An 11,636-nucleotide genomic window follows, 5' to 3' on the forward strand; every position below is an offset into this window, starting at 1 on the left:
CAAGTGTTCAGCTAAGCGGAACGCGTGTTTCATCATACCTTCACACTAGTTGTCTTTCATGGCTTGTCAAGCGCTGTCAGCACGGCCGCACATCGTCGCCGACCGCATTGGGGAGAATCCGCTATTCACACCGAATGTCTTGTGTGTCAACAGATCCCACCGGTGCCGGACTTTGTTGTCAGGGCTGGTAGCCGGCAGGCAGACCGATTGTCTTGATCTCGAAGAATTCCATGAATCCTTCCGGTCCGTGGCACCGCCCGACACCGGAATCCTTATAGCCACCAAACGGATACGCGTGAGCCATGCCCAGACAGTTGACGGCTACCGTGCCGGTCCGCATCCTGCCGGCGACCGCCACACCGCGCTGGGGGTCGGACGTATAGACCGCTCCGGCGAGCCCGTAGTCGGAGTCGTTGGCGATCCGCACCGCCTCGTCCTCGTCGTCGTAGGGGATAACCAGGGCGACAGGGCCGAAAATCTCCTCCCGGGCGATCCGCATCGCATTGTGCGCACCTACGAACAGGGTCGGCTCCACATACCAGCCGCGGTCCAACCCGGCCGGGCGGCCGCCACCGAACACGATCTTGGCCCCTTCGTCCAGGCCGCTTGCGATGTAACCCTCGACGCGGTCGCGCTGGCGACTGCTGACCAAGGGGCCGACGTCGGTCGAGGTCTGCAACGGGTCGCCGACCGTGACCTGACTGAGCACGCCCACCAGCGCGTCGACGATCTCGTCGTGGCGCTGCCGCGGTACGAGGATGCGCGTCCAGGCCGCACATGCCTCGCCGTTGTTCAGCAGCGCGCCCATGTGCAGCATCTGAGGAGCGGCGGTCGCCAGGTCTGCATCGTCGAGGACGATCGCGGCCGACTTTCCGCCCAGCTCCAACACGACGTGCTTGACGTGTTCCCCGCAGATCGCGCCGATGCGCCGTCCCGCCGCGGTGCTTCCGGTAAAGGAGATCATGTCCACACCGGGGTGCCGCACGAGCCGCTCGGCTTCCTCGCGCTGCGCCGCCACGATGTTGAGCACCCCGGGCGGCAAGCCGGCTTTGGCGAATGCCTCGGCGATGGCGTAGTCGTGCAACGGCGTTTCCGGCGAGGGCTTTACAACGACCGTGTTTCCGGCCAGCAGGGCCGGCAACGTCTTGCCCAGCTCGAGGATCACCGGCACGTTCCACGGGACGATACAGCCCACCACGCCCCGCGGCTCGCGCACGACGAGAGCCGCGTCGCCCGGGGCGGCTTCCCGAAAGATCGTGTCCGGCAACGGCAGATTGCCGAAATATTCGAAGCAGGATGACATGTCGCCGGGCTGCAGGCGGATCGGGGTGCCATTCTGAGCGACCACCAACCGGGACAGCTCGTCAGCCTGGGGTTTGAGAATCTCACCGGCTGCCAAGATGATTCGCCGGCGCTCTTCTGGATCCATCCTCGGCCACGGGCCGTTGTCGAAGGCGTCGCGGGCGGCGGCCACGGCGCGGTCGATGTCATCGGCAGTGCCGGCCGGGACGGTGCCGACGACCTCCTCGGTGGCCGGACAGATCACGGTGATCTGCTCACGTCCGGCCGGGGCGACGAATTCTCCGCCGATGAACAACTTTTCCTGCGTGATCATGAGCCCTCCAACCCTGAACGGATCGCCTTCTGTTTTAACGGCGCGCTTCGCGGCGCGGGGTGAGGCGACAACGGTCAGACCCAAAAGTGTTGGCGTCACTGGTCATATCGGCTGCTCGGTTCCGGCCCGATCACGAATGCTCGTGGATGATGACACCGCGAACGTTCTTGCCGGACAGCATGTCGCGATACCCGTCGTTCACCTGGTCGAGTCGGTATCGTTGGGTCACCAGCTCGTCGAGTTTGAGATCGCCGGAACGGTACAGCTCAAGCAGTTTGGGGATGTCGTAGAGCGGGTTGGCGCCGCCGAAAACCGTGCCTACGATGCTTTTCTGATAGGCGGGTAGCAGAAAGCCCGAGACGCCGATTTCGTAGTTGCCCACGCCGGTGACCGTCACTTGGCATCCTTTGCCGACGATGTCGAAGGCCTGTTGTATGACGGTGGCATTCATGACTCCCACCGTGCAGATCGCGTGGTCGGCGAGCTGTCCGTGCGTGAGTTCGGTCACCAGCTCCTGCGCCTTGGGCGGATCGGAGATCACATGCGTTGCGCCTAACGTCTTGGCCATGTCCAGCTTGAATTGAACCGGGTCGACCGCCACGACGTTTTTGGCTCCGGCGTAACGGGCGCCCTGCACGGCGTTGATCCCTACTCCGCCGACCCCGAAGACCACGACGGTATCTCCCGGGCGCACCCCGGCCGCGTAGACCGCTGATCCCCAGCCCGTGGCCACACCGCAGCTGACCAGCGCGGCAAGCTCGAACGGAACATCGGGATCGATGCGCACGCAGGAGGTCTCCGACACCACCGCGTATTGGGAGAAAGTGCCCAGGACACATACTCCGCCGAGATCCTCACCCGAACCGGCGTGGAACCGGAACGTGCCATCGGGCAGACAGCCGGTCTGCGCGTTCAGGCCCGAGTCGCACAAATTCTGTCGGCCCGTGGAGCAATATCGGCAAGTGCCGCACACCGGGACGAACGAACAGGCCACGTGGTCGCCTTCGCTGACGCGGGTCACCCCGGGACCGACCGCCTCAACGACACCGGCACCTTCGTGCCCGCCGACCAACGGCATCCGGGTCGGCATGTCGCCGGTGCGAGTGTGCTCATCGGTGTGGCACATGCCGGCGGCCATGAACTTGACGAGCACCTCGCCCGCCTTGGGGCCATCGAGCTCGAGCTCGTCGATCTGCCACCACTGGCCGGTTTCGCGAAGTACCGCTGCTTGCGTCTTCACCTCAATCGCACATCCTCTCTGAGTTGGCCTGTGTCAACGGTTCTGTTGCGCCGCTCTACCCGCCGCTTGGGATCCGGCGGGCGCGCTGTTGTCGCCCAGCCGTTGTTTGAGCATCTCGATGAACTCAGGGGTGAGATAGGTGGCCATCTGAGAGGCGGCCGAGGCGTCGGCAGACAACAGTGCATTGACCCGCAGAGACTGGGCGAGTGCGCGCTTGGTGGCCCGGAATGCGAATGCCGGTAGCCGGGTCAGCTTCCGGGCGATTTCCAATGCCGCCGCGACCACGTTGTCGGGAGGCACGACGTCGCACACCAGACCGAGCTCAAGTGCGTCAGATGCGCTGAGCGGATGGCTTCTCAGCAGGAAGCGCCGGGCACGGGCATAACCAATCAACAAGGGCCACATCCACGTTCCGCCGTCACCTGCTGCCAGACCGAGCCGGATGTGAGTGTCCTGGAACCGGGCGGTCGACGACGCGACCGCTTCATCGCTGAGGAACGCGAGCTGGCAGCCGATGCTGACAGCCGGGCCGTTCACCGCCGCGACGAGCGGCTTGGGAAAGTCAAGTACCCGTTCGACGATTCCGCGCGCCTCTTCCATCTGTCCTATGACGACATTCGGCTTGGCGGTGATCAGATCGTGCAGCGCTTCCAGGGTCGGGCCGGTGAAAAATGTGTCGCCCGTGCCCGTTAGCACCACACCGGCAACGGCGCTGTCCGCGGCGAGGTCTGCCCATATCTCATGCAGCTCGGTGTGCATCGGGTGCTCGAGCTCGACGAAGTCCGGCCCGACCGGATTTCCCATGCTGACGAGGGCGATCCCGTCTTGTAGTGAGATGTCCAGATATCGGTAACGGTCAAATCCCACGGTGGCGCCTTTCTCGCGGATCGATCTCACGCTCAGCGCGGCCGGTGCGGTGCGCGTAGGAACGACGCTCGCTGCGAGCATCCAGTCGCAGTTCCGATCCGCGAACGTTCAGCATTACGGAACAACTGTTTCAATTTACTGGCTACGATAGACCACCCGCCGCGATTGTCAAGGCGCCGATTCCGCCACCAAGCAGCGCTTAGTTGCAAATCGACTTGTTGGATTGATCGCACTCCATTCACCGCCGTAACGCGTCGTATGGGCCAGCGCGAGTTCGGGTTTGCCATGCGGTCACTGTTTCGCACCAGCCCGTCATTTACTCCGGGACATCAACACGTCCAATAACCGAGCCGGCCCATCGGTGGGGTTTCGCCAGGCATGGTTGGCGCCCTGCAGGACCACGGCATCACCGCCGTTCAACTCGACGGTGTCCCGGTCGAGATCCAGCAAGACTGTCCCCCGCAAGATGAAGACGAAGTCGACGGTTTTGGTTACGTGGAATCCGCGCGAGTCCATTCCCGGCGCAGCGTTGTCATCGCTCTGCATGCCCTTGCGCGCAGGCAGCTCGCTCAAATACCAGGCGGCACCGCCCACGGGCGGCTGCGCTGGACGAAAGATGCGTTGTGCATCAATGGTGTCGAGCCACGCCTGGTTGGTTTTCGGATCATCGATCCATAGGCACCCGGTGTCCGGGATTGTCTCGTCTGACGCCACGAAAGACTTCCCGTCGGCGTCCACGGCGACGACCACCCGCCTCACGACGAGCGCCCGCACCCACGAGCGGCGAGCACTGACGTCCCCGACGGGAATGTCGCCGATCCGGTCATCGACGCTTGAAAGTGATTGGAACCGCGGCAGGTTCCCTGATGAACGAGATGTGGTACTCGACCTCGGCACCCTCCTGCAGCCTGATGTCATCGAGGCGGCGCAGGATCTCCTCGAGTGCGATCCGCAGGTTCATGCGGGCCAAGTTTGAACCCACACAGCGGTGCGGCCCTACACCAAAGGCGATGTATCGCTTGTTGGCTCGCTCCAGATCGAAGGAATCGGGATTGGCGAACACCTCTTCGTCGCGGTTGGCCGAGGCCCAATACATCATGATCCGGTCGCCCTTCTTGATCTGGCGACCGCCTACCTCGACATCCCGCGTGGCCGTGCGGGCGATAGCGACCATCGGAGCGTTAAGGCGCAGCAGCTCTTCGATCGCCGGCGGGATCAGCTCAGGTTTGGTGCGCAGCAGCGCCGGGATCGCCGGGTCGCGGCAGAACTCGATGATCATCTGCCCAAGCGCCCCGCCGGTCGTGTCGAGCCCGCCGACGATCAGCAGCTGAAGGATGCCCAGGATTTCCGTGCGGTTGATCGGCTGCCCTTCGATTTCGGCCTTCAAAAGCCCATCGACGATGTCCCCCCTGGGCGGTTGCTTCTGGCGCTGATCCACAAAGTCGTTGATCCACTGCACCGTGCCGCCCCAGGCTTGCGCCGCATCGGGATGGTTGGGCAGCGTGGCGACCGTCGCCATGTCAGCCAGGCGTCCGACATCATCACTCGGAGCATTGAGGATCAGCTCGAATAACGTGACGGCCGGAAATGGCTGGGCGAAGGCTTTCATGAATTCACATTGCCCACTATCGATGAACTTATCGATCAACCCGACCGCGATCGCACGGACCTCCTGCTCTCGGCGGGCGACAGCTTCGGGCGTCAAATAGGGGCTGATCAGTTTCTTGTAGACGCGTTGCAGCGGCGGATCGACTTCTACCGGAATGTTCGGTATCCCCCCAGGCGGGAGCGGGGGCACCGCGACACCTTCAGACGACGTGAATGTCTCCCAGTCCTGGGCTATTTTGAAGATGTCCTCATATTTTGTGATGACCCAAAACCCGCCATAGTTGTCACTGTGGGCGACCGGGCAGATCTCACGCATGCGGGCAAGAAATTCCGGCAGCGCGGCGCCAAGATCTGTGGACATGTGGTCGAAATGGTTGGTCAACCAATCATCAGTGATCGGGCACGCGGGCTGCGACGTTTTCATGTCTTACCTACCTACCTCTGTGGGGTGGTCTGCTGGGCGTTCCGGGGGAGCACCGCCCGGTTCGAAGTGCCGCCGATCCGGCGGCGAACTGCAGAGAATGAGTTGGTTCCAGTCGAACATCGTCGGCCCCAAACGCCAAGAGCGGACAAACGATACGGCCTTCCTGCACCAGCTCACCTGGACTATTAGAACATACACTAGTCACAGTGTCAGTTCAATAGTCACATTGACTTACCAGATCGGCAGTCTTAGTGTTTGATCCACTCGCGGGACCGCAATCCAGGGAGATGTGATGGCGACGCGCTTCTCGTCCACGGCCTCGACTCCGGCGCCGGCTTCCGCACAGGCGCTCCCGGACTCACGGCTTCGGCCGCTTCATTACTGGTCGGCGCTGGGAGCGATCTTCGCGGCAGTGCAGATCTACGTTTACGTATCGTGGATCGTCTCCGGCGACGCCTACCGCCAGCCAACCGGCGCCGATCCGGTGCCGAGCGCCGTCAAGGCCGCGGCATGGATCATGCAGGCGGTGTGCCTCCTGGCAGCCGTCTGCCTGGTGATCTATCTGTGGCGGCGCTCCCGGCGCGAGGGAAAGCTCGCGTGGGACACACTTGTAGCGATCGCATTTGCCGGCGCGTACTGGATGGACCCCGTCCTCAATTTCGCCCGGCCAACCTTCTTCTACAACTCCTACCTGATCAACTTCGGGTCCTGGACGTCGCATATCCCCGGGTGGCTCAGTCCCAACGCCGGCAACCTCCCCGAACCGATCCTGATGATCGGACCGCTCTACGCATGGTTATTCGTGTTGTTCGGAATACTGTTCTGCGCCATGGCCCGTCGGCTGCACCGCATACGGCCCAACATCGGCAAGGTCGGGATATTCCTTACCGGTGTCGTCGTCTTCGGGATCTTCGACCTGGTGATGGAGGGCATCTTCGTCCAGACCCGGCTGTTTGCCTACCCCGGCGTGATCGGCACCCTGTCCATGTTCCCCGGCCAGGTCTACCAGTTCCCGATCTATGAGGCCTTCATCGGCGGCATTAACGCCTCGGTCGTCGGGATGATCCGGCTGACCCGAGACGACCACGGTCACTCCGTGATCGAGCGCGGTGCTGAAGGACTTCAAGTCGGAGCGCGGGTCAAGACGACCCTTCGCATTCTGGCGTTCATTGGCCTGGCAAACACGATGTGGGTGGTGATGAACATCGTGTACGTCGGAAACAGTTTCTACATCGACAACGTGCCGCACTACCCCAGCTATCTCAACAACGACATTTGCGGCGTTCGGGTTGCGGTGCCATGCCCTGGCCCGGGTGTCCCCATCCTGATCGACAACACCCCCCATCGACTGAATCCCCGATGACGCCGGCCGGCCACCATCCACAGCGCCGGCCGCCGACACCACGATCGCGACGGAGTCGCACAGCGCGAACGAATGGCTTGATACCTCAGTGGTCAGCGTGTCGTGTGAGTGTACAGTGTCAGTTGTGTCTCCAGACAGTGCGCGCCCGAAGGCTCAACCACGCCTGAAGCAAAGCCGGGGCAGCACACGGGGCCTACGCCAGGAGTATCAGCTGCTCACCAGGCGCCGACTTCTCGACGCGGCTCTTGAGGTATTCGATAAGCAGGGATACGGCGGGGCGACGGTGGAGGGGATCCACAGCACGGCCGGTGTCGCACGGGCGACCTTCTACCTGCACTTCAAGAACAAGATGGAGATCGTGCAATGCCTGACCGAAGAGATTCGGCCAAGCGTGGCAACGCTATACAACGACCTGGATCGGGCGATCACTGCCGAGGGCGCCGATACCACGCAGGCCGTCCGCCAATGGCTTGTTCAGGCTCTCGCCTGGTATGAGGAGCCTGCGCACAGAATCATGGGTTTTGTGTGGCAAGAACTCTCGGTCGAAGTCGACAGCGTGGTGGCGCGCGGTATCTCCGTCGACGAGCACATGCCCAACTATCTCGCCTTGTGGCCCCGGCGACTTCGTGACTCGGCACGAACTCGGCTCATCCTGCTTAGCCACCTGTTGTCGCGCGCGTACTTCCTGTCCGAGCACCACGTGCTACCCACCGACGAGAATCTCATGCTTGATTCGCTGGCCGATCTGTGGGTCTCGGGTCTTTTCCCTTCCTCGAAGACGCCTCTGAAGCGACGAAAAAGTAGTTGATCGGCTTGCAGCGCAACCGGTTCTTCCGATCGGCAAGTTGCTGATTGCTTTCACGTGGCCGGCGGGGTGTCTCGCTTCGACTTCGACATCATCGGTCCACCGTGTGCACTGAGCAGCACCGCCCGAAGCTTGACACCCGCGCTACAAGATCAATATTCTACTGAATAGACATTGTGTACGTCCAATTTGCTCAACTCCGAAAGACCAGCGAATGTCGAGTGATACTGGTCGTCTGCCGACGAGTTGCGCTTGCAAGGACGCGCGCCAGCCGGTGCCACCGGCGCTAACCGAGCAACCGGTACTCGTGTTCGTGCACGGTGGCGTACACACTGGTGCCTGCTGGGACGAAACCATCGACGCCATCACCGCCGTGAGACCCGACATCGAGAGTCTCGTGATCGATTGGCCCGGAAGACGCGCAGTTGCAGGTGATTTGGCAACACTCACCATCGAAGGGTGCGTGGCAAGTGTGTGTGAGCAGATCCGGCAGCACCTCGAGGCGGAACAGAACCGCCGGATCACGTTGGTCGGCCATTCCCTTGCGGGGGTGATCTTGCCCGGTGTGGTGCAAAAGCTCGGCGCTCACTGTGTGGAACAGGTCATCTTTGTAGCTTCGTGCATTCCGCCGCCGGGACAATGTGTCATTGATACGCTGCCGTTCGGCCTCAAGCGCGTTGCTCGCTACCTCGCTCACCGATCGCCGGTATTTGCCACCCCATGGGCCGTGCAGCATTTTTTCTTCGGCAACGGCGCCACTCGCCGGCAACGCCAACGCATGCGCGAACACCTTTGTAGCGAAGCCTCAACGCTGTTGTCCGAAGTTCCTGTTGCATTGGTTCCCGACTCGGTTCGCACCAGTTGGGTGTTGACTGCGCGCGACCGTGCGCTGCCTCCGGCATTGCAACGCAAGTTCATCGACAACCTGGGCGGCGTCGACGAGGCGGCCGTGATCGACGCCGGACACGAAGCGATGTTCACCCATCCGCACGAACTCGCGGAAACGATCACCCGACTCGTGACATGAGCACCACGAGGGTGCCCGGCGGCGACGGTAAAGCTTACCGGCCTCGACGGCCCGGCCCCTCCACTCCGATGGCGGGTGCCGCCGATCGGTCGCCGGTTGCAATCACCCCCAGCAGTGCGGGCCGACACAGCAGGGCGACGACCCATGTCAGGGCGATGACTAGCACGAATGCGGCGCGCACATTGAGCAGATCCGTGATGCCGCCGAGAACTGCGGCGGCGACAGGACGAGACCCGAGGAAAGCGACCAGCCAAAGCGCCATGATCCTGCCCCGCAACTCGTCGGGTGTGCGCTCCTGGACCACGGTGCTCAGGCCCGTCATCGCCCAGCCGAAACCTGCGCCGGCAACAGCGAAACCGCTAAGTGCCATTGCCGAGAGCGGCGCAGTGGCAAGGATTAAAGCCCCGGTGGCCAGTAGCCACAGCCCGATCAGCGATACCCGTACTGAGGCCAGTCGGCCCTTCAGAACTGCCAAGAAAGCCATACCGACCGCAGCGCCGATGCCGAAAGCCGCTGACAATGCTCCCACCAGACGTGTGCCGCCGCTGAGCTGTTGCGCCATGGACGGCGTCAGGGTGATCGATGAGTCAGAAGCGAACCCGACGGTGGCGACGGCCAGTAGCGCCAGCAAGAGGACGCGGTCACGCCGGACGTACTGCAGTCCCGCCCGGACTCGTCGGTCGGTGTGCGACTGTTGCTCAGTGCGCCTCGGAAAGCGCACGATCACAAGGAAAATCACGAATACGAAATGCAGCCCGGAAGCGGCGGCGAATCCGGCCGATGGGTTGAAGTGAGCCGTGAGGAATGCACCGACTGCCGGCCCGGCTATGCGCCCAACGGTCATCGGGAGGTTGTCAAGTGCCATCGCAGTGGACAATTCGCCGTCGCGCAACAGGCTCGGCACGATCGACAGCATTGCTGGCCCGCCGACGGCGAACCCGATGCCGACAAGCACCGAGCCGGCCAGCACCGGCAGAGCGACGCGGTCGGTCGAAGCCGGCCGCAGCAGCGCAAGCCACAGCGCGATCGAGCCGGACCCGGCGACGCACAACACCCTGCCCAGCAATATCTGGCGGGCGGGGTTGCCGTGGTCGGCCCACTTGCCGCTTGTCGGGCTGAAGATCAGCTGGGGACCGAACTGGGCGATGCCGGCCAGCGCGACCATCAATGTGGAGTGGGTGGCGTCATACATCACGATCGCGGCCACGATGCCGTGCGTCCACACACCGATGACCGCGAACATCTTGCCCCAAAACAGCGCACCGAACATCGGGTCGAACATGAGCCGAAAGGCTCCGCGGGTTCGTGGTGAGCCGGCGGCGTAGGCGGTGGCGAGCGTTGGCCGGCCTCGGGGTGGTCGCACAGGTGCGGGCTCACCGGGATTCGGCATCATGAGTAGGCGGGTCCGATCGCGCCGCGTTGCCGCAGATCGCAGATCTCCTCGTCACTGATACCGAGTTCGGCCAGGACCGCATCGGTATGTTGCCCCAGTCCCGGGATTGCTCCCATCGGAGGTTCGAAGCCGGCGATGACCGGCGGCGGCAGCAGGGCCGCAACCGGACCGGCGGGCGTGTTGATCTGGCGCCAGCGGTCACGCGCAGCCAGTTGCGGATGCTGTAGTACTTCGCTGGGACGGTTGTAGCGGGCGTTGCCGATTTGGGCTGCGTCGGCGACCTTTTGCACGCTGGCCAGATCGTGTCGGGCACACCATGTCCCGACCGCCTCGTCGAGCAGGTCGCGGTGGGCGACCCGCCCGGCGTTGGTGCGGAATCTGTCATCTTGTGCTAAGTCCTCGCGCTGCAGGACATCCCGTGCAAGCCGCTGCCATTCACCGTCGTTCTGGGTGCCCAACACGACAATCTGATCGTCAGCTGTGCGATACGCGCCGTAGGGGGCAACGGCGGGTGAGCTCATACCGAGAGGCTGCTGGTCTATCCCCGAATGACGGGTGTAATTCAAGTGATACCCCATTAACTCGGTCGCGGTATCGAACAAGCTGACCGCCACCGCCGGCATCGCGGCGGAGCGCCGGCTCTTGTTGCACAACAAAGCCAAAATCGACAACGCGGCGTACAGACCCGAACACACGTCGGCGACTGGAGGTCCCGGCTTGGCCGGCGCGTCGGGATAACCGGTGACCGCACACGTTCCCGATTCCGCTTGGATCAGCAGGTCATATGCTCGCTTTTGCGACATCGGCCCGCCCGGCCCGTAGCCGTCGATCTCCACCGCAATCAGCTCCGGATGGCGCACGGCGATGTCATCAGGGGCGATGCCGAGCCGCGCGGTGGATCCGGGCGCCAAGTTGGACACCAATGCGTCGGCGCGGTCGAGCAACCGGTGCAACACGGCGATACCGTCGGGTGATTTGAGATCCAGCGTCACCGACTCCTTGCCGCGGTTGACCCAGACGAAGTGCGCGGCAAGTCCATTGACGACGTCGTCGTAGTGGCGGGCGAAATCGCCGCCGCGCGGATTTTCGATCTTGATCACCCGGGCCCCGAAGTCAGCCAGTGTGCGGGTGCACATCGGTGCGGACACCGCCTGCTCCAGCGTGACCACCGTGATCCCCGCCAACGGCGCGGCAGCTGATGCGGCATCGCTCATGACGTCACCCGCGCCGCGGACCGCCGGCACACGCGCGGTGCGGTACCGAACAACCTCTCAGAAGTGTTGGGTGGCAAGAC

General features: G+C 63.1%; 10 protein-coding genes. 3 read left to right on the forward strand and 7 right to left on the reverse strand.

Annotated features, from left to right (window positions below):
* Positions 1-178: 178 nt before the first annotated feature.
* The 5 genes from G6N47_RS28225 to G6N47_RS28245 form a co-directional block, all read right to left on the reverse strand.
* Complete coding sequence (locus tag G6N47_RS28225; protein WP_083130575.1) at positions 179-1,615, reverse strand: aldehyde dehydrogenase; 1,437 nt, start codon at positions 1,613-1,615, stop codon at positions 179-181.
* Between the two features lie 130 nt (positions 1,616-1,745).
* A complete protein-coding gene (locus G6N47_RS28230; protein WP_083130576.1) occupies positions 1,746-2,861 on the reverse strand; it encodes an NDMA-dependent alcohol dehydrogenase in 1,116 nt (371 codons plus the stop codon).
* Positions 2,862-2,888: 27 nt separating this feature from the next.
* Positions 2,889-3,722 carry an enoyl-CoA hydratase/isomerase family protein gene (locus G6N47_RS28235; protein WP_163659955.1) on the reverse strand — a complete coding sequence of 278 codons (834 nt, stop codon included), beginning with the start codon at positions 3,720-3,722 and terminating at the stop codon, positions 2,889-2,891.
* Between the two features lie 312 nt (positions 3,723-4,034).
* Positions 4,035-4,472 (reverse strand): cupin domain-containing protein, encoded by a 438-nt coding sequence (locus G6N47_RS28240; RefSeq protein WP_169717244.1) that lies wholly within the window; start codon positions 4,470-4,472, stop codon positions 4,035-4,037.
* A 73-nt stretch (positions 4,473-4,545) separates the two neighbouring features.
* Entirely contained in the window at positions 4,546-5,754 is a 1,209-nt protein-coding gene (locus G6N47_RS28245) for a cytochrome P450 (protein WP_083130579.1), read from the reverse strand.
* Positions 5,755-6,046: 292 nt separating this feature from the next.
* On the opposite strand from G6N47_RS28245, the gene G6N47_RS28250 reads away from it, so the two are divergent.
* The 3 genes from G6N47_RS28250 to G6N47_RS28260 all read left to right on the forward strand — a co-directional run bounded on the left by G6N47_RS28250 (position 6,047) and on the right by G6N47_RS28260 (position 8,949).
* Positions 6,047-7,117: a spirocyclase AveC family protein gene (locus G6N47_RS28250; RefSeq protein WP_083130580.1), complete on the forward strand. Its 1,071-nt coding sequence runs from the start codon at positions 6,047-6,049 to the stop codon at positions 7,115-7,117.
* 124 nt (positions 7,118-7,241) lie between these two features.
* Positions 7,242-7,925, forward strand: coding sequence for a TetR/AcrR family transcriptional regulator (locus tag G6N47_RS28255; RefSeq protein WP_163659959.1), 684 nt, complete (start codon positions 7,242-7,244; stop codon positions 7,923-7,925).
* A 304-nt stretch (positions 7,926-8,229) separates the two neighbouring features.
* On the forward strand, positions 8,230-8,949 hold the full coding sequence (locus G6N47_RS28260; protein ID WP_232080457.1) for an alpha/beta hydrolase: 720 nt from the start codon (positions 8,230-8,232) through the stop codon (positions 8,947-8,949).
* A gap of 34 nt (positions 8,950-8,983) precedes the next feature.
* Here G6N47_RS28260 and G6N47_RS28265 read toward each other — a convergent pair whose 3' ends face one another.
* A complete protein-coding gene (locus G6N47_RS28265) occupies positions 8,984-10,231 on the reverse strand; it encodes an MFS transporter (RefSeq protein WP_232080458.1) in 1,248 nt (415 codons plus the stop codon).
* A 107-nt stretch (positions 10,232-10,338) separates the two neighbouring features.
* Positions 10,339-11,556 (reverse strand): CaiB/BaiF CoA transferase family protein, encoded by a 1,218-nt coding sequence (locus tag G6N47_RS28270; protein ID WP_083130868.1) that lies wholly within the window; start codon positions 11,554-11,556, stop codon positions 10,339-10,341.
* Between the last annotated feature and the right edge of the window lie 80 nt (positions 11,557-11,636).

The sequence above is a fragment of the Mycobacterium branderi genome, assembly GCF_010728725.1.
Taxonomy (GTDB): Bacteria; Actinomycetota; Actinomycetes; order Mycobacteriales; family Mycobacteriaceae; genus Mycobacterium; species Mycobacterium branderi.

Excerpts from the sequence above, each read along its gene's own strand:
- G6N47_RS28245 (WP_083130579.1), bottom strand. The coding sequence starts at position 5,754 with ATGAAAACGTCGCAGCCCGCGTGCCCGATCACTGATGATTGGTTGACC.
- G6N47_RS28250 (WP_083130580.1), top strand. The coding sequence starts at position 6,047 with ATGGCGACGCGCTTCTCGTCCACGGCCTCGACTCCGGCGCCGGCTTCC.
- G6N47_RS28270 (WP_083130868.1), bottom strand. The coding sequence starts at position 11,556 with ATGAGCGATGCCGCATCAGCTGCCGCGCCGTTGGCGGGGATCACGGTG.
- G6N47_RS28225 (WP_083130575.1), bottom strand. The coding sequence starts at position 1,615 with ATGATCACGCAGGAAAAGTTGTTCATCGGCGGAGAATTCGTCGCCCCG.
- G6N47_RS28265 (WP_232080458.1), bottom strand. The coding sequence starts at position 10,231 with ATGTTCGACCCGATGTTCGGTGCGCTGTTTTGGGGCAAGATGTTCGCG.